We start from the raw sequence: 24901 nt of genomic DNA on the forward strand, positions 1-24901 counted from the left end.
GGTGCCGGACGGAACGCCCCCGTGCCTGCAAGACTCAGGGACTCCGTGCCCGCGGTTCGGGAGACCCGCGGTTCAGGGGACTTGCGGTTCAGAAGATCCGTGGTTCGGGCGATCCGCGGTTCGGGCGATCCGTGTTCATGCGGTTCAGAGAAGAGGCCAGCGTGAGAGGAACACCGGCAAGAGGCGCGCGGACCCGCCGGCTCGCCATGAGGGCGGTCCTGGTCCTGTCGGCAGGCGCGATCCTCGTCCCGGGGCCCCGTCCCTCCACCGCGGCGGCCTCGCCCGGGACGGGTCACCCGACGACGACGCCGCGGTGCGCCGGGCTGGCCGGGACGAGGATCCCGGCGTCGGCCGTGAGCCTGCCGACGCGTGGCGCCCGGGTGCGGGCGGTCTCGGTCAGGACCGATGTCGTCGGCGGCGAGACGGTCACGTACTGCCAGGTCGACGCCGCCATCTCCCCCGTCGACCCGGCAGCGCCCGACATCGGGATGCGCGTCGCCCTGCCCCACGGCTGGAACCGCAAGGCGATGATGTTCGGCGGTGGAGGCTACAACGGCACCGTCCCGGACCTGACGGCCGATGTCCCGTTCGGCCCCACGGACCGGCCGGCGCCGCTGGCCCGGCGCTACGCGACGTTCGCCGGCGACTCCGGCCACCGGCAGAGCCCGGCGGTTCCTCCGTCGCTGGACGGGTCGTTCGGTGTGAACGACGAGGCCCTGCACAACTTCGCCGCCGGTGACGCGCTCAGGAAGACCCGCGACGCGAGCCTCTTCCTCGTCCGCCGCGCCTACGGGACGGACCCCGCCGAGGTCTACTTCGCGGGCGGCTCGACGGGCGGCCGGGAGGCCCTCGTGGTCGCCCAGCGGTGGCCGGCGGCGTTCGGCGGCGTGATCTCCGCCTATCCCGCCTGGAACAACCTCAGTGAGGTCCTCGCCCTGGGGTACCTGACGCAGGTCCTCTCCCGTCCCGGCGCCTTCCCCGGACCCGAGAAGCAGACGCTCCTCCACCGCGGCGTCGTCGGGGCGTGCGACGGCCTGGACGGCGTCGAGGACCGTGTGGTCTCGAACCCGGGCGGCTGTCACTTCGATCCTCGTGCGCTGCGCTGCCCGGATGGCGCCGACACCGGTCCGGTCTGTCTGTCGGATGCTCAGATCGGGGCCGTGACGGCCATGTCCCGCCCGTTCAGGTGGCCGTACCGGATCGCCAGCGGGGAGACCGGGTACCCGGGTTTCCCGTTCCTCTCGGGGGCGGACATGAGCACCCCGTTCCTCGGCTTCGGCACCACCGCGCCGGCCGGTCCCATGCCGGCGACGAGCGGTTACGGGATGCAGTACTGGGATCAGTGGGTCAAGTACTTCCTGACGCGGGACCCGCTCCACGACCCCCTGGCGGTGGATCCCCGGCGCCCGGGGAAGTGGCTGGCCCGCATCAGTCACCTCTCCGCGGTCCAGGACCGCAACGACGCGGACCTCCGTCCGTTCGCCCGCGCCGGCGGCAAGCTGATCCTGCTCCACGGCGCCGCGGACGAGCTCGTCTCCGACCGGTCGACGAGCGACTACTACGAGCGCGTGCGGGACGTTCTGGGCCCCGGGCCGACCCGCGGGTTCCTGCGGTACTACGTCCTGCCCGGGGCCAACCACGCGAACTTCGGCTCGCCGGCGTTTGCGGCCGCCGCCGACTCGCTCTCCGCTCTGGAGCGCTGGGTCGAGGAGGGGCGGCCGCCGGGCCGTGCGGTGGTGACCGACGCGGTCCACGACCGCACCCGTCCGCTGTGTGAATACCCCACCTGGCCCAGGCACCGCACCGGCGACCCGGACGACGCCGCGAGCTTCGCCTGCACCCACTGAGGAGCGCTGAGGAGCACTGAGGAGCACCGCACCCGCCGAGGAACACCGCACGCCGCCCCGCGCCCGGCTCCCCCAGCCGGGCGCGGGGCGGCCCGGCGTGGACATGACGCGCACATGACTCAATGCGGCGTACGGCGTACGGTGTGCGTGACACGCGTGGTGTCAGGAGCGTCGCGGTGGCGCCGGACGCGCCGCCAGGGGGCGCCGGGGACCGTCAAGGGCCGAGGGCTGTTACTAGGACACCTTGCTCAGCGCGGGATCGGTGCGCCAGACGAAGGCGAGTTCGGACAGCGGTACGCCGAGTACCTCGCTGAGCCGGACGACGGTGCCGAACGCGGGCGTCGGCAGCCGGCCCGTCTCGATCTTGCGGAGGGTCTCCGGCGAGATCTCCGCCGCCAGGGCCACCTCGACGAGGCTGCGTCCGGCCCGGGCGGAGCGCAGCGCGCCCCCGAGGCGTCGGCCCGCCTCGATCTGTTCGGGGGCGAGCGGATGACGAACCATGCGCACATGCTAGAGGCGCAGGTGTCCGGCGGCAACCACTCTCCCCTCTGGTATAAATATACCGGTCGGCCGCCCCACGAATCGAGGATCGCAGTGATCGAGCACAAGTCACCCGGAGACATCGAGCGCATGCACGTCACCGGCCGGTTCATCGGCCGGCTGCTGGCCGAACTCGGCGACCTGGCCGAGCCGGGGGTCGATCTGCTGGACCTCGAACACCACGCCCGCCGCCGGATCAAGGAGCGCGGCGCGGAGTCCTGCTACTGGGACTACGAGCCCTCGTTCGGCAAGGGGCCGTTCCGCAACGTGGTGTGCCTCTCGGTGAACGACGCCGTGCTGCACGGGCTGCCGCACAGCTACAAGCTGCGCGACGGGGACCTGCTCACCATGGACATGGCGGTCACCATCGACGGCTGGGCCGCCGACTCGGCCTACTCCGTCGTCGTCGGCACCCCGGCCGAGGAGGACCTGCGGCTGATCGAGGCCACCGAGGTCGCCCTGGAAGCCGCGATCGAGGTCGCCCGGCCGGGCAACAGGCTCGGGGACATCTCGGCGGCCATCGGCGCCGTCGCCGCCGAGTACGGCTACCCGGTCAATCTGGAGTTCGGCGGTCACGGCATCGGCCGCACGATGCACGAGGAGCTGCACATCCCCAACGACGGCCGTCCCGGCCGCGGCTGGAAACTGCGCCCCGGTCTGACGATCGCGATCGAGCCCTGGTTCGCCGCCGGCACCGACAAGATCGTCTACGACCCGGACGGCTGGACGATCCGCTCGGCCGACGGCTCGCGCACCGCCCATTCCGAGCACACCGTCGCCATCACCGAGACCGGTCCGCTCGTGCTCACCCGGCGCCCGGAGAGCGAGTAGGGGCCGGAGGACCGGCGGAGAACACGGGCGGGGATGTCGACCCGGGCAGGTCCCGTACGACGCGGGGGTGAGAGAACGACCGCCACGCGAAAGGCGGAGCCCGTGCCCAAGGTCCGCGTCCACAATGTGACGATCTCCCTCGACGGCTTCATGGCGGGTACGAACCAGCGCCCGGACGCCCCGTTCGGCGACGGCGTCGGCTGGGGTGACGACCTGCACGGCCGGTACGTCTCCGCGGCGGCGGACGCCGCCGCGGGCAGGACCGGGACCGACGTCGACCACTTCGTCCGCGGCGAGCGGAACATCGGCGCCACGATCATGGGGCGGAACATGTCCGGACCGCAGCGCGGGCCGTGGGAGGACGAGTCCTGGAAGGGCTGGTGGGGCGACAACCCGCCCTATCACCACGACGTCCTCGTGCACACCCGCCACCCGCGCCCGGCGCTGAGGATGGCCGGCGGAACGACCTTCCACTTCACCGGCGAGCCGCCGACGGCGGTGCTCCGGCGCGCGTTCGACGCCGCGGACGGCAGGGACGTCCGGATCGGCGGCGGCGCGGCGGTCATCCGGCAGTATCTGCGCGCCGGCCTGATCGACGAACTCCACCTGGTGATCGCGCCGGTCCTCATCGGCCGGGGGGAACGCCCGCTCGACCGTCTGGGTGACGCGATCGACGGCTACCGGGTGTCCGGGCTGACCGGCTCGTCGACCGTCACCCACGCCGTCCCGGTCCGGCGCCGACGTGAGGTCGGACAGCCCGCCGGAGACCGAGCCGAAGACCGAGGGGAAGGAGACGGGGGCGCTGCCGCGCGGCGGACGGGTGCCCAGGAACCGGACACGGGCACGCCCCCTCACCGCGATGGCCCGGCGACCGCCTCGTGGACGGCACGCCACTCGGCCCCCGGGAACGGCGCCGGGTACCGGCCTCGCCCGGTCGGTCCGGTCCGCCGGGTACGGGCAGCGGGCCCCGGCTCGGAGGGGAAGGGTTCCCTGCCGCGTCCGCCGAGCGTCCCGGCCACCCTGTCGGTATCCCGTACGGTGGGAGATCGTCCGGTGGACAGTCCGCGAAGACTGCGAGTTCATGTGCTTGTGGTTGGTTCCACCGGGGTACTGCAGCAGATCGTGTTCTGATCGAGGAGGGACATGGACGGCCTTGCCGCTCCCGGCGCGGGAGACAGAGCCGTGCCCGGGCGTCGGACGGTACCCGGGGCCCTGCTGGAAGGGCTCCTGGAGAACCTGACGGCGTCCGCCGTCGTGCTCGACGACGACGGCCTCATCCTCGCGGCCAACGACGCGGCGCAGAGCCTGCTGGGCAGAAGCGCCGCGAAACTGGTCGGCCAGGACTCCCACGACCTGCTGCACCGGAACAAGCACGGGCACTCCATGCCCCGTAGCCGCTGCCGGATGAGGAAGGCGCTCCTCACGGGGGACACCCGGCACGGCAGCGCCGAATGGTTCGTCCGCGGGGACGGCCGCCTCGTCCAGTTGTCCTGGCTGATCACTCCCTGCACGACGGGTCCGGGCGTCACGGGTGCGCTGGTACTGCTGTACGAGGAGGACAGGGAGCACCAGGGTGACGCCGTGCACTCCGCGCCGCTGACGGAACTGGACCGCCTGACCCTGCTGGCGGAGACGACCACCCAGCTCACGTCCACCCTGGACGTGGACGAGGCGCTGCACCGGCTGGCGGCCCTGACCGTGCCACGGCTGGCGGACTGGGCGGTGTTCGACCTCCTCACCGAACACGACGAGGTGCGACGTGTCCTGGTGATGGAGCACAAGGACGGCATCCTGGTCGAGCGGGAGGACCTGCAGGGTCCGATGCCCCCCGTGCCGGCGGAGTCCCCGATGCCCCTGTCACGGGCCCTGCGGGGCGCCTCCTCCTCGCTCGCCGGTCCCGCCACCTACCAGGGCCCGCCCGACTCGGGCATCGCGGTCGAACAGCAGCGCCTGTTCACCACGACGGGCATGCACTCCGCCGCCATCGCGCCCATCCGCGGCCTGCGCGACGTACTGGGTGCCCTGACCCTGGGCCGGGCACAGCGTCATGGCGCCTTCACCCCCGCCGACCTGCCTCTGCTGGAGGACCTCACCCGCCGGACGGGCCTGGCGCTGGACAACGCGCGCCTGTACCAGCGTCAGCGCAAGGTCGCCGAGACCATGCAGCGGCACCTGCTGCCGCAGCTCCCCTCCCTGCCCGGCCTGGAGATGACCGCGCGGTACCTGCCCGCTCCGGACGCCTCGGCCGTGGGTGGCGACTGGTACGACGCCTTCGCCCTGGCCAGTCACGCCCACGCACTGGCCATCGGCGATGTCGTGGGGCACGATCTCGACGCCGCGGCCGGGATGGCGCAGGTCCGCAACATGCTGCGGGCCTTCGCCTGGTCCCATCCGGAGGCCGCTCCGAGCGACGTCGTCACACGGCTGGACGAAGCCGTGATGCACATAGCCGAGGTCCCCATGGCGACCATGATCCTCGCCAGGCTCACCCTGGGCGAGGACGCCCTGTGGCGCCTGTGCTGGACGAACGCCGGCCACCCGCCGCCCCTGCTCGTCACCCACGACGGCCAGGCCCGCTACCTCGACGAGGCCCACGGCATACTCCTCGGGACCGGACTCACCAGACCGCGCCCCGACGCCGACACCGTCCTGCCGCCCCGGGCCACGATCCTGCTCTACACCGACGGACTGGTCGAGTCCCCGCGCCACTCCATCGACCATGGGCTGGACCGGTTGCGCCGTCACGCGGCCTCCCTCGCCCACCGCCCGCTGGACTCCTTCTGCGACTCCCTGCTGGACCAGGTCCGCCCCGAGGACAACGACGACGACGTCGCCCTGATCGCCCTGCGCACACCCGTTCCCGCCCAGGAGTGACGGCGCGTACCGCCTCCCGCGGCGCCCCCACCGGCGGGACACGGTCCGTACAGTGCGCCGGCGGTCGGACCACGGTCGGCGCCGGACCGGTCGGACGGCCCGTCGTGATCGTCTGCCTTGAACGCCGGCCGCGGCCACGAACGCCCGGACGGCCGCGACCGGCCGGAGTTCCCACCGGACGGACCAGGGCATGCACGAGTCTGCGGATGCGCGCGCGGGTGACTTGCACGAGCCTGGAGTCATGACGGATTCGCGCGTGCCCCCGGAGGAGACGCCCCAGGTCGAAGGTTCGACCGCCGAGGCGCACGAGGAGCGCGCGGACGGAGGGGTGTGGGAGCACCCCGGCGTCTGGCTCTGGCTGATCATCCTCGGCGCCGTGGTCTTCGCGGGCTTCTTCGCCGCCCGCGTCTTCTTCCTCTGAGCCACGGGGTACGCGGTTCCTCCGGGCCGCGGGGTACGCGGCGCGCCGTCGGGGGCGGCCCGCGCGTCGCCGGGATGCCGGACGTACTGCGCCGGGTGGCCGTCGCCGGCCCGTGGCACGGCGTTTTCGGCACCGTGCCTGCGGCGGCCCCCGGTTGCCGGTGCGCTCCGCGCCGGTTCTCATCCGGGCGACAGTGAAGTGACGGTGCGGGTGCGCGAGTCGTAGGTGCGTGCGCCGGTGAACCGGCCGTGCACGGGCCCGTCCCGCAGGCCGGGCGGCAGGAGCTGGTCGTCCGGCACGTTCCACGCCGGGCGGCGGCTGCGGCCGAGGGTGATGTGCGGCTGCCAGGTCTCCGGCCGGAGCAGGGGGTGGTCCGGCTCGCACCCGGTGGCCAGAAGCACGTCGTGGACGGCGGCGTGCACGGCGAGCAGTTCGGGAACGCGCCGCACGCGCCAGGCGAGCACGTGCGTACGGCCGGAGAAGCGCACGAGCCCGTCGAGGACGGCCGGGCAGTCCGGGCCGCCCAGCCGCCCCCGCAGTTCGTCCTTCGCCGCCGCGGTCAGGGAGTCGACCGCGGCCAGGGTCAGATGGGGCCGGTTCGTCGGGTGGCCGTGGTTCCGCCGGCTGGGCTCTCCCCGCGCGGCCAGCTGCTCCCAGACGTCCAGGACCCGGTGTTCCAGGTCGCGTTCGAGGAGCAACTCGACCGTGTCCATCACTCCCCTCCGCGGGACGCCGCGGGCGTGCTCAGCGCGTGAAGCACCGGTCGAAGGCCGAGGGCGTGCTGGACGACATCGACCGGGCCCGCTGCATCATGCCCTGCGTGTGCCCGGCGTGCCGCTGCTGCTCACCGTGCAGGGAGCCGAGGACCACGAGGATGCCGGTCAGTGCCGGTACCGCCCACTGCGCGTAGACGAGCTGGCGCTGGGCCTTCTCGGTGTCGATGGGGTGCTTGGCCGCCTTCTCGGCGTCCTCGGGGTCGTCCGAGGAGGCCAGCTCGACCTTCTTGCCGAGGATGCGGGAGTAGGCGGTGACGGCCAGGGCCGCACCGGTGACGACGGTCTTGACGACGGTGGCGCTGCCCGCGCCCGGCTGGGTGGCGACGCGGGAGGCGTCCGAGGCCAGCATTCCGCCGCTGCCGAACAGGTGGATGCCGATGGCGACGGCGTTGACCGGCGTCCACTTCGCCCAGCCGGACGAGGCGATCCGGGCGGTGGCCGTCCGTGACCGGCCCTCGGACTCGGCGGCGCCGTTGAGGCCGACGGCGCCCATCAGCGACCCGCCGAACCACGCTGCCAGTCCGACGTCGTGCAGGCCGCGCATGAGGGTGTTGCGTTCGGACATGAGGGAACTCCTTCGCAGGGGTCGGGTGAACCGGTGGAACAGCCGAAGAGCGGTCCTGCCCACCCTGACCCGCGTCGGGAGCGGGGCGCCAGCGGGCTTGGTACGAACGGGTCACCCCCGGCGCCGGCCGGGGCGGCTGCGGCCGCCCGAGGTCGTGCGTCCGGTGGCCGAGCGGTCCGCCCGCGCCCCCGGCCCGGAGACCGGGGCCGAGGCCGGAGCCGGGGCGCGTGCCGCGTCCTACGCCGCCGGAAGCGTCCTTCCCAGGCGCGCCAGCGGGGACACCGCCATCAGCGCCGGGGAGAGCAGCATGCCCGCGGCCGTCACCAGGAGGCTGGTGCGCACCCCCCACTCGTCCGCGAGGTGCCCGCCGAGCAGCGAGCCGAGCGGGGTCAGTCCCATGCCGACGAACGTGATCGTCGCGGCCGCGCGGCCCTGCATCCCGTCCGGGGTGACGGCCTGCCGGACGGCCATGACCGTGACGTTCACCAGCTGACCGCCGGCCCCGAACACGAAGTTGACCGCGAGGAGCACGGCGACGGTCACCGCGGAGGAGCCGTGCAGCGCCGGCACGCACAGGAACACGCCGTCGCCGAGTACCGCCGCGGACACGAGCACCGCGCCGTGCCCGAACCGGTGCGGCAGGCGGGCGGCGAGCAGCGAGCCCAGGAGCGCGCCCGGCCCCGTCGCCGCGAGCGCCAGTCCGACGGCGGTGCCCGACAGGTGCAGTTCCCGCGGCAGGAAGAGGAGATAGACGGTCATCACGGCCGCCAGGGAGAACTGGAAGGCCGCCGAGGCCAGGCACACGGTCCGCAGCAGGGGCTCGCCGGCGACGAAGCGGAGTCCCTCGTGGATGCGCCGCCGGACCCGAGGGGGGCGTCGCGGGCTCTTCGGGGGTGGTTCGGTCCGCCGGATGCGCCGGACCGACAGGAACGACAGCGCGAAGAACAGCGCGCCGGAAGCGGCGGCGGCCGGCGCCGACAGCAGTGACACCAGCGCACCGCCGAGGGCGGGGCCGCCGATCTGCGCCGCGGACCGGCTGCCCTCCAGCGCGCTGTTGCCCCGCACCAGCTGGTCGCGTCGTACCAGCCGGACGAGGGACGCCTGGTACGCCACGTCGAAGAACACGGACAGGGCCCCGACGACGGAGGCGACCACGAACAGCGCCGGCAGGCCCAGGACGCCGAGGACGCCCGCCACGGCGGCGGCGCCCAGGGCCAGGGCCCGGCCGGCGTCCGTCAGCACCATCACCGTGCGGGTCCGCCACCTGTCGACCCACGCGCCGACGAGGAGCGAGAGCAGCAGGACCGGCGCCTGCCCCACCGCGCGCAGGACACCCAGCTGGCCGGCGCCGGCGTCGAGCGTCAGGACGGCGAAGAGCGGCAGGACCACCAGTGTGGTGTGTTCGCCGAGCTGGGAGGCCGTCTGCCCCGTCCAGAGCCTGCGGAAGTCGGCGTCGTGCCACGGACCCGGCGGAACGGGCCGGCCGGGACCGGGCACGGCGGAGGACGCGGACGGCACGGAAGACCCCTCGGAGGTACGGCGACGGGGCCCGCCGTCCGGCGCACGGGAGGCGCGCCGGACGTTCGGGCGGCGGAAGGTTCGCTGTGCCGCGGTATCGGGGCAGCACGCGATGACGGGCCGCGCACGGCCCACGGGTCAACGCGCGCTCGGACGACCGGGCATGTCCTCGCTCCTCGTGGATCACTCGCCGTGCCGGAACACTAGCCCCGGCGGCCCGGCGCGGAAAGCGGTTGAAGTCCCCGCGGCACGGCGAACCCGCCCTGCGGCCGCCTTCGCCCCGTTACCGCCCTCGCCCCGTTACCGCCTCCACCCCGCTGCCGCCTTCGTCGTGCTACCGCCTCGGACCCGCGAAGGCGTACGCCGCGGTGCCGGTGACCGCCAGGGTCACGGCCGTCCAGGTGGCCGTCGTGGTGCCCGGCGGCATCACCATCCAGGCCGCCGCCTCCATCGGCACGCTCGCCGGGGCCGGGACGAGCACCGAGAACGACAGCCAGGAGACGGGCAGGGTCCACGCGTACTGCGCCCCGCACACCACCGCGCCGAGGGCGGCGAGGCCCGCCAGCCCCGCGCTGTCCCGGACGACGAACGCGGCCGGGGCGGGGTCCGCGCCCGCCGCCCGCGCCGCGAGGAGCACGGCGGCGACGACGCTGCCGACGAGCAGGACGTGGACCGCCCGGCGGGGCCGCCAGTCGATCGCGGCCGTACGGTCCAGCGCGGGGTCCTGTCCGCCGAGCCCGGCCGACGCCGCCGTCACCCCGGCGACGAGGACGAACACGGACGTCTTCGGATCGGCCGGTCCCCCGCCGTCCCGGGTGAGCGCCCACACCGCCGCCGTGCTGACCAGCACCGCCGCGAGCGAAGCGGGCACCTGCCGGGAACGCGCGTACAGCGTCAGCCATCTCATCGGCCCGGACCGCCGTTCAGTACGTCGAGCGGGTCGCCCTCGCACGTCAGGGCGGCGGTGTGCGCCGCCCTGACGCGCGCGACCTGTTCGGACCGGGGCGCCGCCCTGAGCTCCGTCCACACCGGGCGGGCCACGTCGAGCTGTTCGTCCGGCGCGTACACGGTGCCGCCGAGCGGTTCGAGGTCCCCGAGGACCCAGGCCGCCGCGACGGTCTGCGCGGCCGTCTCGCCGAGCGAGCCGCTCTCGGCGGCGCTGCGGGCGAAGCAGACCGGCGCCAGGCCCTGGCCCAGCAGGGCGCGGGTCAGCTCCTCGCCCTTCGCGCCGGCGATCGCGTCGTCGTCGAAGTCGACGAGCACGGCCGTGCGGGACCGGTCCGCCGGGTCGAGGATTCCGCGCAGGGCGGTGCTCTCCCGGACCGCGGCCGGTGCCTGCCCGCCCAGGGCGCCGCGCAGGAGACGCAGTGTCTTCTTTCCTGGCCCCGCGAGCCCTGCGAGGCGCGCCTCGTGCGCCTTCGTCACGCACACCGGGCCGTCGCACACCCGGGCGGCGGCGGCCTCGTCGACCACGTACGTCCGGCGCGGATCGGCGGGGAGGACGAGCAGGGCGACGGTCGCGCCCGCCAGGACGGGTGCCAGGGCGAGGAGCCGGGCGCGCCGGGTCGCGGCGGTCAGGAGGGCGAAGCCCGTGGCGGCCATGCCGAGGAGCCAGACCGTCTGGCCGGCGTGCACGGCGGTGGAGAGGGTCAGGAGCATCTCGCGCACCTCCCCCTCGACCGGGGACAGCAGCGAGATCCGGTTCGGCACGGTGGCGGTCGGCACCGCCACGTCCATGGAGCGCCGCAGGAGGTTGACGAGCACGAAGGCGGCCATGGCCAGCGCCGGCGGGGTGAGGGGGGAGGGCAGGGTCCGCCCGATCCCCATGCCGAGGACGGCTCCCGCGACGAGGGAGAGTACGCCGACCAGTGGGATCGGCAGCCAGCCGAGGTGCGTGTACCGGGTGTCGCCGAGGACCTGGACCGCGCCCAGGAGGACGAGGAGCGCGAAGGCCGCGGCCATCGCGCCCGCGGTCACGCCCGCCGTCGTCGCGGCGCGGTGCCGGGCGGGCCGCGGCGTGCTGGTCAGCAGCTCGGACATCCCCGAACGGTGGTCGCGCAGGCCCGCGAGCGCCCCGAACGCCACGGCGAGCGGCCACAGGAAGACCAGCAGGGTGCGGGTCCACAGCGCCATGGACGTCCACTGGGCCGTCCACTGCGCGGTGCCCCTGGACCACGCTCCGGACAGCAGGTACAGGAACGCCACCGCGGTCGCCAGGAGCACGGCGGACGCGTACGGGGCGGCGGAACGCCTCCACTCGATGCGCAGGACACGGAGGTTCACCAGGCGCCTCCCGTCCGCCCGGGGGTGAGCAGCAGGGCCGAGTAGCCGCGCTCCAGCGGGCTGTCGCCCACGTGTCCGGGCCCGCCCGCCGCGGCCAGTTCGTCCGGGGTGCCCTGGAAGACCAGCCGGCCCTCGGCGAAGAGCACCACGTCGGTGCAGGCGGCGGCGACGTCCTCCACCAGATGCGTCGAGACGACCACGCAGGTGTCCGTGCCCAGCTCCTGCAACAGCTTGCGGAAGCGCACCCGCTGGGCCGGGTCGAGACCGGCCGTGGGTTCGTCCAGGAGCAGGACCGCCGGATCGTTGACGACGGCCTGGGCGATCCCGGCCCTGCGCACCATGCCGCCCGACAGGGCCTTCATCCGCGTGTCGGCGCGGTCGGCGAGGCCGACCCGCTCGATCGCCCGCTGCACGGCGGCGGGGACGTCCGCCTTGGGGACCTCCTTCAGCCAGGCCATGTACTCCACGAACTCACGTACCGTGAAGCGCTTGTAGTAACCGAACTCCTGCGGCAGGTAGCCGATGCGGCGGCGCAGTGCCCGGTGTCCGCCCTGGCCTCCCACGGACTCGCCGAGCAGTTCCAGAGTGCCCCCGGCGGGGCGCAGCACCGTGGCCAGCGCCCGGATGAGGGTGGTCTTGCCGGCTCCGTTGGGGCCGAGCAGGCCGTGCACGCCGGTGCCCAGCGACAGGTCGAGCCCGTCGACGGCCATCCGGGTGCGGCCGGCCCGCACCTTCAGCCCCGTCGCCCGGATCTGCCAGGCGTAGGGGGCCGGTGCGAGGTCGGCCGCGTTCACCGCGGACATCACGTGGTGTTCCTTCCTGTCGGTCATCGATGGGCCCCCAGCTCGGCGTACGCGCCCCTGCGGGCGATCACGACACCGGTGGCGAGGGCGAGGATCAGTCCCCACACGGGCAGACCGTGGGTGTGGAGGACGAGGGGCGTACGGCTGGTGGCCAGGGCCGGTGCCAGGACCACGGCGGCCCACAGCGTCACCAGCGCGACGGCGGCGCGGGTCACGCCGATCACCGCGCCCAGCGCCAGGGTCGCCGAGGTGAGCGCCAGGCACGGGAGCAGCCACTGCGCGGCCGTCGTCCCCGTCAGCCGTCCGCCCGCAAGCAGCACGGGGACGACGACGGCGAGCACGGACGCGGTGCGCCGCAGCACCAGGGGCAGTCCCGCCCGTGGTGTGGACACCGTGAGCTCGTACGCCGGGTCCAGGCCGCGCGACCACGAGGCCGCGACGCCGAGGACGGGCAGGACGGGGGCGAGCAGGAGCAGCAGCGGCACCTCGCCGGGACCGGAGCCGTACCCCGTGCCGGGGCCGGCCAGGTCGAGCAGCAGCGCGAGCAGGGTCACGCTCATGACCATGGCCAGCCACGGCACCGTCGTGGGCGTCAGCCACGCCGACAGCCAGGCGGGCCGGCGCCGGCGGCGGGGCAGGCCGGCGGTGGCGGCCAGCCGGGGTTCGAGGCCGGTCCACACGGTGTCGACCAGCGCCGTCACGGCGGGTGCCCGGGCCGCGACGGCGGCCGACAGCCGCGCACGGCAGTCCCGGCACACCTCCAGATGGGCCTCCAGGGCCCACAGCTCGTCGGCGGCGATGTCCGGCCCGCCGTGCGCGTAGTCGTCGATGAGCCGCGCCGCCACGTGTTCCGCGCTCATGCCAGGGCCCTCCGCATCTCGGTCCGGGCCCGGCGGGCCCGGGTCTTGACCGTGCCCTCGGGCACGCCCAGCAGGACCGCGGTCTCCCGGACGGACAGCCCGTCGAGCACCATGGCCTGCAACACCTGTCCGAGTTCGGGCGCCAGGCGCCGCAGCGCGTCCCCGACGTCGCCCTCGACACCGGCCGCGAGCGCCTCCTCCTCGGCGGCGGGCGCCACCGGCCACGGGGCCGCCGCGGGCGGCGGCTGCGCGTGGTGGGCCCTGCGCCGGAACGCGTCGACGAGACGGCGTGCCGCGATCGTCCACAGCCAGCCGACGGCGGTCCCGCCCACCGCGGCCCCGGCGAACGCGCCCGCCGCGCGCCACACCGCCAGGTACGTCTCCTGCATGACCTCGGCGACGATCTGCTCGTCGGCGCAGCGGCGCCGCAGCCGCACCGCCAACCACGGCGCGGTGCGCCGGTACAGCTCCTCGAACGCCGCGCGGTCGCCCTTGGCCACCAGCCGGACGAGACGTTCCTCGTCCGGCTCGCCCGGTGCCTTCCTCACTGATCTCACACCGGCTAGACGCCGGGCCCGGGCTCCGGGTTTTCGCCGGGACGTGATCCCCGTCACTCCGTGGCCGGTCGCCCGGCCGGGGCGCGTCCCGCCCCGCGTTAGGGGATCTGCATCACGGGTAGTCGGACGCCGGGCAGGGAGGGCTGTCGGCTGCCCGCGTGATCACGTGTGGCGACCGGCCGGACATGCGGTGAGACTGGGGCGAGCGACGCCTGACGATGGGTGGGCCATGTATACGGTTGAGGAAACGATCGAGGTCGCGGTTCCGGTGCGGACCGCGTACAACCAGTGGACCCAGTTCAAGGGCTTCCCCGGGTTCATGACCGTGGTGAAGAAGGTGGTCCAGGTCAGGCCGGCGCTCCTCACCTGGACGCTCGGGTTCGGCCCCGTGCACCGCGAGTTCCAGATCGAGATCGTGGAGCAGGAACCCGACTCGCACCTGACCTGGCAGGGCCTCGGACGGCGTCCCGTCCACCGGGGAGAGGTGTCGTTCCGGCCCGGCACGGCGGGCGGTACGGCCGTCACCGTCCGGATCGAGATCGGTTCGCGGGGCGCCACCGGTGTGTTCGGCGGCCTTCCCCGGCTGGCCGGCCGTGTCGTGCGGACGGAGCTGACGCACTTCAAGGAGTACGTCGAAGGGCTCGGCGCGGAGAGCGGTGCCTGGCGCGGCGTCATCCGCGACGGGCGCGTACGGCCCCGGGAACCGAAGCCGGACCGGAGCCGCGCGGCCCACTGGCCCGTCGGCTGATTCCGCGAGCGGCAGCAGTGTGAGCGAGAGGCAACCTGATGAAGAAGGCGCCCGGCGACGAGCCGAACGAGGCTCTGACCGTGTCATCGCCGAAGAAGTGGGCCGCGGGCGTGCCCGCGGTGGTGCACGCCCTGGAGTACTCCCTGGAGGAGACCTCCCCCGTGCGCACCGGGGAGACGCTGCTGACCATGAACCAGGTCGGCGGCATCGACTGCCCCGGGTGCGCGTGGGCGGATCCCGCGCCGGGGCACCGGCACCGCAACGAGTACTGCGAGAACGGCGCCAAGCACATCAACGACGAGGCCACGTCGCGGCGCGTCACCCCCGACTTCTTCCGCACGCACACGGTCTCCGAACTGGCCCGGCGGTCCGACCAGTGGCTGAACCAGCAGGGACGGCTCACCGAGCCCGTGGTCAAGCGGCCGGGCTCCGACTTCTACGAGCCGATCAGCTGGCACGACGCCTTCGGGCTGCTCGCCGGGGAGCTGAAGTCGCTGGACTCCCCCGACGAGGCCGTGTTCTACACCTCGGGCCGGGCCAGCAACGAGGCCGCGTTCCTCCTGCAGCTGTTCGCCAGGGCACTGGGCACCAACAACCTGCCCGACTGCAGCAACCTGTGCCACGAGTCCAGCGGCTTCGCCCTGCACGAGACGCTGGGGACGGGCAAGGGAACGGTGAGCCTCGACGACCTGCACCACGCCGACCTGATCTTCGTCGTGGGGCAGAACCCCGGGAGCAACCATCCGCGCCAGTTGTCCGCGCTGGAGCAGGCCAAGCGGAACGGGGCCCGCATCATCGCGGTGAACCCCCTCCCGGAGGCCGGGCTGCTGAGGTTCAAGAACCCGCAGAAGCCCCGTGGGCTGATCGGGAAGGGCACCCAGATCGCCGACCGGTTCCTGCAGATCCGCAACGGCGGCGACCTCGCGCTGTTCCAGGGGATCAACCGGCTGCTGCTGGAGGCCGAGGACGCCCGGCCCGGCCGGGTGCTCGCCCATGACTTCATCCGCAGCGACACCAAGGGCTTCGAGGAGTTCGCCGCGCACGTCCGCACCGTCGGCTGGGACGACATCCTCGCCGCGACCGGTCTGACCCGCGAGGAGATCGAGCAGGTCCGGGACGAGGTGCTGCGCAGCGAACGCGTCATCGTCTGCTGGGCGATGGGGATCACCCAGCACAAGCACGCCGTCCCCACCATCCGGGAGATGGTCAACTTCCTGCTGCTGCGCGGGAACGTGGGCAGGGCCGGTACCGGCGCCTGCCCGGTGCGCGGGCACAGCAACGTGCAGGGCGACCGCACGATGGGCATCTGGGAACAGATGCCGGACGACTTCCTGGACGCGCTCCAGGAGGAGTTCGGTTTCGACCCGCCGCGCGCCCACGGGCTGGACTCCGTGAACGCGATCAGGGCGATGCGTGAGGGCCGCGTCAAGTTCTTCCTCGCCCTGGCCGGCAACTTCGTCCGGGCCGCCCCGGACAGTGAGATCACCGAGGAGGCCATGCGCGGCTGCCGTCTGACGGCCCACATCTCGACCAAGCTCAACCGGTCCCACACGGTGTGCGGCGAGACCGCGCTCATCCTGCCGACCCTCGGCCGCACCGAGCGGGACGTCCAGGCCGACGGGGAGCAGTTCGTCACCGTCGAGAACTCGATGAGCGAGGTGCACACCTCCCACGGGCGCCTGCGGCCGTCGTCGCCGCTGCTGCTCAGCGAGATCTCGATCCTGTGCCGGCTCGCCCGCCACACCCTCGGCGACGGCGTCGGCGACATCCCCTGGGACCGGTTCGAGGCCGACTACGGCGTGATCCGTGACAGCATCTCCCGCATCGTGCCGGGGCTGCACGACTTCAACCGGCGCGTGACGCGGCCCGGCGGCATCCAGCTGCCCAACGCGGTCAACGAGGGCGTCTACCACAACGACGTCGGCAAGGCGCTGTTCACCGCCAACGCCTTCGAGATGCCGCGGGCCCCCGAGGGGCACCTGCTGCTGCAGACCCTCCGGTCCCACGACCAGTGGAACACCGTCCCCTACACGGCCGACGACCGCTACCGGGGCATCCGCGGAAGCCGCCGGGTGGTGCTCGTCAACCCGGAGGACGTGTCCGCGCTGGGTCTGGCCGAGGGGCAGTACGTCGACCTGGTCGGCGTGTGGGACGACGACACCGAGCGCCGCGCCGAGGGCTTCCGGGTCGTCCCCTATCCGACCGCGCGGGGCTGTGCGGCCGCGTACTACCCCGAGACCAACGTCCTGGTGCCGCTGGACAGCGTGGCCGACAAGAGCAACCAGCCGACGTCGAAGGGGATCGTGGTACGCCTGGAGCCCGCGGCGGCGCCGGTACCCGCGGCCGCCGGGAGCTGACCCCCGGGTGGGCGGCGGTCCGGGAGGTCCCGGGCCGCCGCCCGCTCATGGGAGGGCGGCCCGGTACCGCCGTCCGCCGTCCGTCAGAGCACGGTGGTGGGCAGCTCCCGGTAGAGGGTCGCGAGCCGTGTCACCTCCGGATGGGACGCGGGATACTCCCGATGGTCGATGCGGGTGACGGGGCGGACGCCGACGGCGGCGTTGGTGGCGAACGCCGCCTCGCAGCCGTCCAGTCCGGACAGGTCGATCAGGTCCGTGGGGTCCTCCCCCGCGCGGCGCAGCAGGTGCCGGGTCGTGCCGGCGAGGATGTCTCCCCCGGGCCAGACGACTCGACCGTCGCGCACCAGGCCGAGGTTCCAGGTGCCGCCCTCCAGGATCTCCCCGTCGGGTCCCGTGAACAGCACGTCGTCGTAGCCGTCCCGCTGGGCCCGGCGGCGCAGTCGCAGCGCGGGACACAGACCGACCGACTTGACCTCGGGCAGGTCGCGGCGGTGGGCCACGGTCCGTACCCGCAGGGGACCGGGGTCCGCCTCCGGGGCGGGCCGCGCGGTGACCAGGATCCGCGGACGGGCGTCCGCGGCGATGGTGGCGAGGTTCAGCGCGGGGTCGAACACGGTGACGCGGACGATCCTGCGGCCCCGGTCCGGTGCGGCCCGGCGGGCCAGGGCCCGTACGCGGTCCGGGTCGAGCGCCGTGTCGAAGAGGATCCGGCAGTCGCGGATCAGCCGCTCCAGGTGGAGGTCCAGGCCGCGCACCCGGCCGTCCTCCACCAGGAGGGTGGTGAAGTGGCCGTAGTTGGTCAGGGCCAGGGCCGTCAGGTCGTCGGGGGCCGCGGGCCCCCCGTCGATCTCGATCATGGCGTCACCCTGTCGCGGTGGCCGCCGTCGTGCGGAAGGTGCGGTGGCCGTCTCACTTGATGAAGTCCTCGACGACCTTCGGCGGCCAGGTGCCGACCTTGAGCACGCCCATGGAGTAGGCGCGGGAGACGAGGGCGGCGCGGTTGGGGACCTTGAGCGCGCGCAGCAGGCCGGTGACGTGGTACTCGACGCCCTGGCGGCTGAGGTAGAGACGGGAGGCGAGGGGGATCGTGGAGACTCCGGCCGCTATGCCCTCCAGGATGCGGGCGTCGATCTCGCTGAGGAGCTTCTTGCGCGGCGCCATCACCTCCGGGGACCCGGCCCGCTCGTCCGCGGCGGACATCACCACGAGGATCGCCGCCACGTCGGGGGTGTGGCCGCCGCGGACCGCCATGGCGCTCAGCGGGAGCGTGGAGGTCGTGTTGTCCTGGCCGACCGCGATGACCTCCGTGGTGAACCTGTGCCGCTTGCCCTCCAGCATGCGCGAGAACTGCTGCACGAGGGGCTGGCGGACGCTCGGGTGGATCAGGTCGCAGAAGTGCTTGCCGCAGAGAGGGGAGGCCGCTCCCCCGAAGCGGCGGTCGAACTCCTGGTTGACCTGCTGGACGGTGAGGGAGGTGTCGAGACAGGCCACGTAGGCACCGGCCCGGTCGAACCCCTCGGTGAGACCGTCGGCCGGCTCGGAGGAGCCGACCGGACCGACGACGGGCGTGCGGTCCATGAGCGTGGCGTGGGGGGTGGGCGACAAGGATCTCAAAACCCTTCTTGTTCTAGTTCATCACCGGGAGTAAGCAGATGAATGCCCGGGAAATAAAAACCCGTGCCTCCCGGCCCTGCAGAAAAGGACACGACGGAAAGGAGATGCCGTGGATATTACGAAGGCGGGAGACGGCGGGTCAACGCAACAGAGGTTTGACCAGCCAACACTGTGGTGACCCCTTCGGTAGGTACGGTCCCGCACCGAAACGTTTCGGTGGGGTGGGGTTCGGTGCGGTATACCGAACCCTTCGGCGGCCGACCGACCGGGAAAACCGGCAGAGAACCCAAATCACCCAACCGTCTGACAGAGCGGTTCCGTGCCCGCACGGACGGTCATCCTTCTCCTCGGGCGAAGATGACACCGTTTCACCTACGCGGCCCGGCGGTACCGGAGAGGGGCGGCCCCTGGACGCGGCCACATCCCGTACCGGCAAACGGAAACGACCGGGCCCTCCCCCGAATATGCGGAGGAGGGCCCGGAAAATTTCCCTTATGGCTCACTCGGGGACGTCCTGGCTTTTCGTGCGGGAAATCAGTGCGATGAGTTCCCGGCGTCCGGGGATGCCCAGTTTCCGGTAGGCGTGGGTGAGATGCTTCTCGACGGCGCGGGAGCTGACCCCCAGTTCGCCGGCGATCTCCTGGTTGGTCAGGCCCCGGCACGCGCATCCCGCCACCCGGCGCTCGGTCGGGGTGAGCACGTTCTCCGGCGAGACCGGGTGCGCGGGCCGCTCGCCGGTGCCGCGCGCCGCGCGCTCCGCCAGGCCGGGTGCACCGCAGGCGGTCGCCAGGGTGGCGGCCTCCCGGGCGAGCGCCTCGGGTTCCGGACCGCTTCCCAGACGTTCGGCGAGCGAGAGCAGCGCACGCGCGAGTTCCAGCTGGTTGGCGGAGCCGCGCAGCACGGCGACGGCCTCGCGCAGCAGCGCCGTGCCCCGGCCGCCGTCCTCCAGCCGGCCCAGGAGCCGCAGGGCCCGGCCGACACCGACCGGCGCGCCCCACTGCAGGGCGCGGGCGTGCTCCTCCTCGGCCAGGACCCGGGCGGCGCGGATGTCGCCCAGCCTGCGATGGACACCGACGGCCCACGGGCGCCAGGGGAAGAGCACCGGGTTGGACCAGCCGGCGGCCTCCAGCTGACGGCCGCAGGACCGGAGCGAGTCGAGGGCGCCCGTGTGGTCGCCCGCGGCGATCTCGCCGGTGGCCTCCAGCAGGCGGAGCAGTCCGGTGAGGGTGAGTCCCTGGGGGCGGATGCGGCCCGCGCGGTGCAGTACGCGCTCGGCGAGCGACGGGTCGCGGGACTCCAGGGCGACGATGGCGTGCGTCATGGTCGCGACCGTGCCCAGGGCGTGGTGGTCGGACTCGGTCATGCCCAGTGCCGTCTCGGACTGCTCGCGGGCCTGGACGAGCCGGCCGCGGCCCAGGTGGACGAGGGCCTGTTCGATGTGGACCAGCGCGTTGGCGGGGGTGGAACGCTGGACGCGCGCGCGGTGCTCGACGGCCAGCCAGGAGTCGAGGGCCTCCACCGAGTCTGCGGCGATCATGGTGATGATCACCAGCGGGAGGGTGGAGTGGATGCGGGCGGAGGTGGCGGGTTCGCGTTCCAGGACGCGTTCCGCGAGGCGCACCACCTCTCCGGCGGGCAGCCGGCCGCCGAGGGTGACGGCACCGAGCAGCGCGATCGTCAGCTCCCGCTCGGCGCCGGTGTCCAGGGGCGGCTCGGGACCGAGTTCCTTCAGCCGGTCGGCCGCCGCGGCCAGTTCGACGGGGTCCTCGTGACCGCAGTGCCGCAGCCTGGCCTCCAGACGGAGCGCGAGATCGCGGTCGGAGCCGGTGAGCAGGGACGCCGGGCCGAGCCCTTCGGCCGCCTGCCGCAGCAGGTCGACCACGGCCAGCGGCGCGGGTCCCAGCGGGGTGGGCGAGAGGCGCAGCGCGGCCACGGCCCGGTCCCGCGGTTCGGGCAGCAGGCTCATGGCCTGGGCGATGTGCCGTTCGCAGGCGAGGGGGTCGAAGCCCCGCTCGGCGGTGGCCAGTTCGACCAGGAGGCGGGCGCGGTCGATGCCCTCGACGGGGCTGTCCAGGAGGGCGCGCCGCAGATAACGGGCGGCGGCGTCGGGAGCCCCGCGGCGCAGGGCGGTGTCGGCGGCGGAGCGGAGCACGTCGACGGCCCAGGGCTGGTGCCGGGTGACGACGGCCATGAGCTGGGCGGCGACGTGCTCGGCGGGGCTGCCGGAGGCGTAGAGGAGGGCGGCGGCCTCGTCGTGCATCCGTTCCCGCTGGACCATGGTGAGGGTGGACTCGACGGCGTCGCGGACGGCGCGGTGGATGAACCGCGGTTCGTGGGCGGCCGTGAGGAGCCCGAGGGCGCCGAGGGCGCGCAGGGCTCCGGAGTAGCCGGCCGGGTCGAGTCCGGCCAGGCGGGCCAGGGTGTGGGCGTCGCCCTGCTCGCCCAGGGTCGCGACGGCGGCGGCGAGGTCGCGCACCGGAGCGGGCTGGGCGCGCAGGATGCTGGCCAGGCGCTCCCGCAGCTGGGAGGGGCTCAGCCCGCGGGCGATGTCGGCGTGTTCGGCCCGCGGGCGGCGGCCCAGGACGTCCGTGCCGAGGAGGGTCGACATCAGGAACAGCGGGTTGCCCGCGGACGCCTCGTGGCAGGCCCGGACGAACTCCTCGTCACCCGGTTCGCCGAAGCGTTCGCCGACCAGGGTGCGGACGGCCTCCAGGCTGAAGGAGGCGGGCCGCAGGGTCTGGGTGGCCGCCTCGCGCACCTCGCGGATCAGGGTGTGCTGGGTGCGCGGGTCGCCGTCGCGCAGGGCGCAGACGACGACGGCCCGCAGTCCGTGCAGCCGCTTGGCCAGGAAGGTGAGCCAGCGCAGCGACGGCACGTCGGCCCACTGGAGGTCGTCGACGAGGATCAGCAGCCTGCTGTCCGCGCTGACGTTGGCGAGCAGCGAGAACAGTCCGTGCAGTACGGCCTCGGTGGCGGCGATGGCCTGGTCGGCGCCGGGCGAGGTGGTGTCGTCGGCCAGGACGTGCCGGGCGAAGGACGCGTGGGCGTCCATCCAGCGGTCCCGGAGGTCCTCGGGCGAGTCGCTCAGCAGGGTCTCGAAGAGCTGCCGTACGACGCCGAAGGCGAAGTCCTGTTCCATGGGGGCCGCGTTGGCACGCAGCACCCGGACGTCGTCGTGGCCGTCGGCGAGCGCGGACAGGCGCTGCAGCAGTGCCGAGCGTCCGATGCCGAGGGGGCCGGTGACCACCACGAGGGAGGACCGTCCCTCGGCCGCGGCGCCGAGTGCGGCGTCGACCAGGGCGATCTCGGTGTTGCGCTCCAGCAGCATGGGGTCAGCTGCCCTCCGATCCTTGTGTCAGTGCGCGCAGTTCGTCGCGTCCGCGGATGCGGAGTTTGCGGTAGACGCCGCTGAGGCGCAGTTCCACGGTGCGGGTGGTCACCGAGAGGGCCGCGGCGATCTCCCGGTTGCCCAGACCGCGGGCGGCGAGGACCGCGGTCTCCCGTTCGGCGGGGCTCAGACCGTGCCAGGGATCCGGTGCGCGGTCCGCGGTGCGCGGTGCCGGGACCTGCGGGGGCCTGCCCTGGACGGGCACCTTGCCGAGCCGCGTGGGCCGGTCCCGCGCGGAAAGGTCGCCGGTCGCGTCGGGAGCGAGGCCGACAGCGGGGAGGGCCGTTCCCGTGGAGGCGAGTACCGCGGTGGACCTGCGCCGGTCCTCGTCGCGCTCCTCGGAGGCCAGGGCGAGCACGGCACGGCTGTACGCGGCGCGGTCGGGGGACTTGCTGAGGGTGGCGACCGCGGCGCGGAAGCGCTGGGTACGGTCCTCCCCGCTCACCACGGCGAGGCTGAGTTCGGCGCGTCCCAGGGCGCTGGGGGCGCCCCAGCGGCCGGCCAGCGCCAGTTCCTCGCGGGCCAGGCGCAGCGCCTCCTCGCCGTCGCCGAGGGCGTGGACGGCCTCGGCGGCCAGGGAGCGCCAGGGCAGGACGGCCGGGTTGACGCAGCCGTACCGCAGCAGCCAGCGGCCGCAGGCGCGGAAGTACTCCCGTGCCCGGTGCGGATCGTTCTCGGCGCGGGCCAGCATGCCCCTGGCGAACAGGAGGTAGGAGGTGGTGGCGCACTCCTCGGCGAGGGACGGGACGGGGCGGGCGGCGGCCTCGCGGGCCCGGTCGAGCCGGCCGTTCTGGATCTCGGTGACCAGGTTGAGCGAGGTCCAGTACGGGACGAACAGCGGGTGGAGCCTGGTGGGCGGCAGTTCCGCCTCGGCCGCGGCGAGGTCCCGGGCGGCGGCGTCGGGGCGGCCGTGCCGCACGTGCAGGTCGGCGCGGACGGCGAGGACGTGGGCGACGGAGATGGCGGCGCGCTGCCGGTGGGCCTCGGCGAGCAGGGCGCCCAGGTGGGTCTCGGCCTCGTCGCCGTCGTCGGTGAGGAAGAGCGCGCGGCAGGCGAACAGCCGGGGCACCACGAGCGGCGGCCGGCCGGCCGGATCGGGGGCGAAGGCGGCCCTGGCCAGGCGGCGGGACGCGTCGGGGTGGACGCCGGCCAGGGCCTGCTCCCAGGCGCGGACCCCCGCGACGGCAGGACTGTGCGAGTGCTCGGGCAGGTCGGGGACCGGCAGGACGTCCAGCTCGGAGTCCTCGTGGCGCAGGAAGATGGCGACCCGTGCGAGGGCGGTCAGTTCGTGGCGTTCGGCGACGGCGGGGTCCGTACCGGACGTGTCCTGGGACGCCGATGCCGATGCCGATGCCGGCACCGGTGGCGCGGCGGCCCCGCCGCTCCTCCGGGGTGCGGCGGGGCCGGGGCTCTTTTCCGTACCCGCGGCGGGAGGGGTGCCGTGTCCCGTCCCGGGTGCGTCCGGACCGCCCGGTGCCGGGGCGGGGGTCCCGGCGAGGCGGGCGGCGCGGGTGTCGCCGCCGAGCAGGCACAGGTCCACGGCCTGGGAGCGCAGTCCGCCGGTGGCGCGGGAGCGGATGAGCCCGTGCAGACGGCGTTCGGCGGCCGCGGGGGCGGTGACCATCTGCACGGAGGCGAGCTGCAGTTCGACGCGGGCCCGGTCCTCGGCGTCCAGGGGTTCGTCGAGGGCGCGGGCCAGGTAGGCGGTGGCCCGGTCCCGCCGGCCGTTGCGCAGCGCGGCGGTGAAACCCCGGCGCAGTGTGTCGACGGCCCAGGGTTCGCCGACGGGGCGGGTGGGCAGCAGCAGTTCGGCGATGCCCTGGTCGGGGGCCGCCACGCGCTGGGCGAGCCTCGCGGCGCGCGCGTACAGGTCGGCGCGGTCGGCGGGGGGCATCCCCTCCAGGACGCGGGCCCGCACCACGGCGTCCTGCACGCGCGGCGAGCCGTCGTCGCGGGTGGTGGTGAGGCCGCTGGCCCTGAGGGTGGCGCGCAGCCGGGCCTCGGGCACGGGGTGCGGGCCGGCGAGCGTGCAGACCAGGCGGAAGTCGAGCAGGTCGCCGCAGACGGCGAGGGCGCGCAGGACGTCGACGGCCGCCGGGTCGCGCAGCTCGTCCAGGGCCCGGGCGGCGTGGTCGCCGACCACCTCGGCGGCGAGGGCGCGCAGGTCCTCGACGCGCTCGGCGCGGGGGGCGTGGCCGGCCAGGGTGAAGCGGTGCAGGACGTCGTGGACGACGGCCGGTATGCCGCGGGTCGCGTCGGCGAGGGCCTCGGTGAAGGCGGGGTCGCCGGGGGCACCGCAGACGGCGCGCACGGCGGCGGCCGTGCCGCCCGCGGTGAGGGGCGGCAGGGCCAGCTCGACGGTGCTGGCGAGACCGGTGAGGGGGGTGCCGACGCTCCACTCGGGCCGGTCGACGGCGGTGCCGGTGCTGCTGGCGAGCAGGGCCAGGGGGACCTGGGGCAGACGGCGGGCGAGGGCCTCCAGCCAGCGCAGGGAGGCCGGATCCAGCCACTGGACGTCGTGCACCACGAGGAGGGTGGGCCGGTCGCGGGCGGCGGCGAGCAGTGCGTTGAGGCCGGGCAGACCGCCGGGCCGGTCCTGCGTCAGGAAGAGCCGGGACGCGAGGTGGGGGCCCTCCTCGGCGAGGAGCTGGGCGACGACGCCGTACCGCAGTTCGTGCTCGGCGGGGCTGGCGCGCGCGCTCAGTACGTGCAGTCCCTGCCGCCGCGCGTGCCGGGCGGCCCAGCACAGCAGGTCGTTCTGTCCGAGGCCGGACTCCCCCGTCACGGTGACCACGGCAGGACGGGCGGCGCTGAGCTCTCCGATCACAGCCGAGAGAACGGCCTGTTCTCGGTCGCGCTCCAGAAGGAGTAGATCAGGGGAGACCATGGCCTGATCATATGTTTATTCCGTAACAGTGG

The 24901-nt window shown here is 74.0% G+C and carries 20 protein-coding genes; 7 read left to right on the forward strand and 13 right to left on the reverse strand.

Going from position 1 to position 24901, the window contains the following annotated elements; genetic code table 11:
- Window positions 1–161: 161 nt before the first annotated feature.
- Complete coding sequence (locus tag KM933_RS07925) at window positions 162–1847, forward strand: tannase/feruloyl esterase family alpha/beta hydrolase (RefSeq protein WP_308013302.1); 1686 nt, start codon at window positions 162–164, stop codon at window positions 1845–1847.
- A 234-nt stretch (window positions 1848–2081) separates the two neighbouring features.
- On the opposite strand, the gene KM933_RS07930 is transcribed toward KM933_RS07925, so the two are convergent.
- On the reverse strand, window positions 2082–2348 hold the full coding sequence (locus tag KM933_RS07930) for a helix-turn-helix domain-containing protein (RefSeq protein ID WP_221349597.1): 267 nt from the start codon (window positions 2346–2348) through the stop codon (window positions 2082–2084).
- A 93-nt stretch (window positions 2349–2441) separates the two neighbouring features.
- On the opposite strand from KM933_RS07930, the gene map reads away from it, so the two are divergent.
- The 4 genes from map to KM933_RS07950 all read left to right on the forward strand — a co-directional run bounded on the left by map (window position 2442) and on the right by KM933_RS07950 (window position 6513).
- Window positions 2442–3218, forward strand: coding sequence for a type I methionyl aminopeptidase (map, locus tag KM933_RS07935; protein WP_221349599.1), 777 nt, complete (start codon window positions 2442–2444; stop codon window positions 3216–3218).
- A 102-nt stretch (window positions 3219–3320) separates the two neighbouring features.
- On the forward strand, window positions 3321–4349 hold the full coding sequence (locus KM933_RS39075) for a dihydrofolate reductase family protein (RefSeq protein ID WP_308013303.1): 1029 nt from the start codon (window positions 3321–3323) through the stop codon (window positions 4347–4349).
- Between the two features lie 12 nt (window positions 4350–4361).
- A complete protein-coding gene (locus KM933_RS07945; RefSeq protein WP_221349601.1) occupies window positions 4362–6092 on the forward strand; it encodes a SpoIIE family protein phosphatase in 1731 nt (576 codons plus the stop codon).
- Between the two features lie 241 nt (window positions 6093–6333).
- Window positions 6334–6513, forward strand: coding sequence for a hypothetical protein (locus tag KM933_RS07950; RefSeq protein ID WP_221349603.1), 180 nt, complete (start codon window positions 6334–6336; stop codon window positions 6511–6513).
- A 179-nt stretch (window positions 6514–6692) separates the two neighbouring features.
- Here KM933_RS07950 and KM933_RS07955 read toward each other — a convergent pair whose 3' ends face one another.
- The 8 genes from KM933_RS07955 to KM933_RS07990 all read right to left on the reverse strand — a co-directional run bounded on the left by KM933_RS07955 (window position 6693) and on the right by KM933_RS07990 (window position 13875).
- Window positions 6693–7226: a 2'-5' RNA ligase family protein gene (locus tag KM933_RS07955; RefSeq protein ID WP_221349610.1), complete on the reverse strand. Its 534-nt coding sequence runs from the start codon at window positions 7224–7226 to the stop codon at window positions 6693–6695.
- Between the two features lie 31 nt (window positions 7227–7257).
- Window positions 7258–7854 (reverse strand): hypothetical protein, encoded by a 597-nt coding sequence (locus KM933_RS07960; protein ID WP_221349613.1) that lies wholly within the window; start codon window positions 7852–7854, stop codon window positions 7258–7260.
- Window positions 7855–8091: 237 nt separating this feature from the next.
- Window positions 8092–9372, reverse strand: coding sequence for an MFS transporter (locus tag KM933_RS07965; RefSeq protein ID WP_221349615.1), 1281 nt, complete (start codon window positions 9370–9372; stop codon window positions 8092–8094).
- 334 nt (window positions 9373–9706) lie between these two features.
- Window positions 9707–10279 (reverse strand): hypothetical protein, encoded by a 573-nt coding sequence (locus KM933_RS07970; protein WP_221349617.1) that lies wholly within the window; start codon window positions 10277–10279, stop codon window positions 9707–9709.
- Window positions 10276–11655 carry a hypothetical protein gene (locus tag KM933_RS07975; protein ID WP_221349618.1) on the reverse strand — a complete coding sequence of 460 codons (1380 nt, stop codon included), beginning with the start codon at window positions 11653–11655 and terminating at the stop codon, window positions 10276–10278. Before KM933_RS07975 ends, KM933_RS07970 begins: the two co-directional genes overlap by 4 nt.
- Window positions 11652–12485 carry an ABC transporter ATP-binding protein gene (locus KM933_RS07980; RefSeq protein WP_221349620.1) on the reverse strand — a complete coding sequence of 278 codons (834 nt, stop codon included), beginning with the start codon at window positions 12483–12485 and terminating at the stop codon, window positions 11652–11654. Before KM933_RS07980 ends, KM933_RS07975 begins: the two co-directional genes overlap by 4 nt.
- Window positions 12482–13318 carry a zf-HC2 domain-containing protein gene (locus KM933_RS07985; RefSeq protein ID WP_221349622.1) on the reverse strand — a complete coding sequence of 279 codons (837 nt, stop codon included), beginning with the start codon at window positions 13316–13318 and terminating at the stop codon, window positions 12482–12484. Before KM933_RS07985 ends, KM933_RS07980 begins: the two co-directional genes overlap by 4 nt.
- Entirely contained in the window at window positions 13315–13875 is a 561-nt protein-coding gene (locus KM933_RS07990; RefSeq protein ID WP_221349624.1) for an RNA polymerase sigma factor, read from the reverse strand. The genes KM933_RS07985 and KM933_RS07990 overlap by 4 nt, the downstream gene beginning before the upstream one ends.
- 229 nt (window positions 13876–14104) lie before the next feature.
- On the opposite strand from KM933_RS07990, the gene KM933_RS07995 reads away from it, so the two are divergent.
- A complete protein-coding gene (locus tag KM933_RS07995) occupies window positions 14105–14623 on the forward strand; it encodes an SRPBCC family protein (RefSeq protein WP_221349626.1) in 519 nt (172 codons plus the stop codon).
- Window positions 14624–14661: 38 nt separating this feature from the next.
- Entirely contained in the window at window positions 14662–16980 is a 2319-nt protein-coding gene (locus KM933_RS08000) for an FdhF/YdeP family oxidoreductase (protein WP_221349628.1), read from the forward strand.
- Window positions 16981–17063: 83 nt separating this feature from the next.
- Here the strand turns inward: KM933_RS08000 and KM933_RS08005 are convergent, their stop codons facing one another.
- The 4 genes from KM933_RS08005 to KM933_RS08020 all read right to left on the reverse strand — a co-directional run bounded on the left by KM933_RS08005 (window position 17064) and on the right by KM933_RS08020 (window position 24869).
- Window positions 17064–17837, reverse strand: coding sequence for an aminotransferase class IV (locus KM933_RS08005; protein ID WP_221349630.1), 774 nt, complete (start codon window positions 17835–17837; stop codon window positions 17064–17066).
- 52 nt (window positions 17838–17889) lie between these two features.
- Complete coding sequence (locus KM933_RS08010; RefSeq protein WP_260333212.1) at window positions 17890–18585, reverse strand: PAS domain-containing protein; 696 nt, start codon at window positions 18583–18585, stop codon at window positions 17890–17892.
- 508 nt (window positions 18586–19093) lie between these two features.
- Entirely contained in the window at window positions 19094–21922 is a 2829-nt protein-coding gene (locus KM933_RS08015; protein ID WP_221349634.1) for an ATP-binding protein, read from the reverse strand.
- A 4-nt stretch (window positions 21923–21926) separates the two neighbouring features.
- The gene (locus tag KM933_RS08020) at window positions 21927–24869 is read right to left on the reverse strand and encodes a helix-turn-helix transcriptional regulator (protein WP_221349637.1); all 2943 of its coding nucleotides are present in this window, start codon (window positions 24867–24869) and stop codon (window positions 21927–21929) included.
- Window positions 24870–24901 lie beyond the last annotated feature (32 nt).

This window comes from Streptomyces beigongshangae, from assembly GCF_019710745.1.
Classification (GTDB): Bacteria; Actinomycetota; Actinomycetes; order Streptomycetales; family Streptomycetaceae; genus Streptomyces; species Streptomyces beigongshangae.

What these genes read in the sequence shown, in the direction of transcription:
- KM933_RS07970 (WP_221349617.1), bottom strand. Translation starts at nt 10,279, where the DNA reads ATGAGATGGCTGACGCTGTACGCGCGTTCCCGGCAGGTGCCCGCTTCG.
- KM933_RS08015 (WP_221349634.1), bottom strand. Translation starts at nt 21,922, where the DNA reads ATGCTGCTGGAGCGCAACACCGAGATCGCCCTGGTCGACGCCGCACTC.
- KM933_RS08020 (WP_221349637.1), bottom strand. Translation starts at nt 24,869, where the DNA reads ATGGTCTCCCCTGATCTACTCCTTCTGGAGCGCGACCGAGAACAGGCC.
- KM933_RS07960 (WP_221349613.1), bottom strand. Translation starts at nt 7,854, where the DNA reads ATGTCCGAACGCAACACCCTCATGCGCGGCCTGCACGACGTCGGACTG.
- KM933_RS07945 (WP_221349601.1), top strand. Translation starts at nt 4,362, where the DNA reads ATGGACGGCCTTGCCGCTCCCGGCGCGGGAGACAGAGCCGTGCCCGGG.
- KM933_RS07985 (WP_221349622.1), bottom strand. Translation starts at nt 13,318, where the DNA reads ATGAGCGCGGAACACGTGGCGGCGCGGCTCATCGACGACTACGCGCAC.
- KM933_RS07980 (WP_221349620.1), bottom strand. Translation starts at nt 12,485, where the DNA reads ATGACCGACAGGAAGGAACACCACGTGATGTCCGCGGTGAACGCGGCC.
- KM933_RS07955 (WP_221349610.1), bottom strand. Translation starts at nt 7,226, where the DNA reads ATGGACACGGTCGAGTTGCTCCTCGAACGCGACCTGGAACACCGGGTC.
- KM933_RS07930 (WP_221349597.1), bottom strand. Translation starts at nt 2,348, where the DNA reads ATGGTTCGTCATCCGCTCGCCCCCGAACAGATCGAGGCGGGCCGACGC.
- KM933_RS08005 (WP_221349630.1), bottom strand. Translation starts at nt 17,837, where the DNA reads ATGATCGAGATCGACGGGGGGCCCGCGGCCCCCGACGACCTGACGGCC.
- KM933_RS07995 (WP_221349626.1), top strand. Translation starts at nt 14,105, where the DNA reads ATGTATACGGTTGAGGAAACGATCGAGGTCGCGGTTCCGGTGCGGACC.
- KM933_RS07950 (WP_221349603.1), top strand. Translation starts at nt 6,334, where the DNA reads ATGACGGATTCGCGCGTGCCCCCGGAGGAGACGCCCCAGGTCGAAGGT.
- KM933_RS08000 (WP_221349628.1), top strand. Translation starts at nt 14,662, where the DNA reads ATGAAGAAGGCGCCCGGCGACGAGCCGAACGAGGCTCTGACCGTGTCA.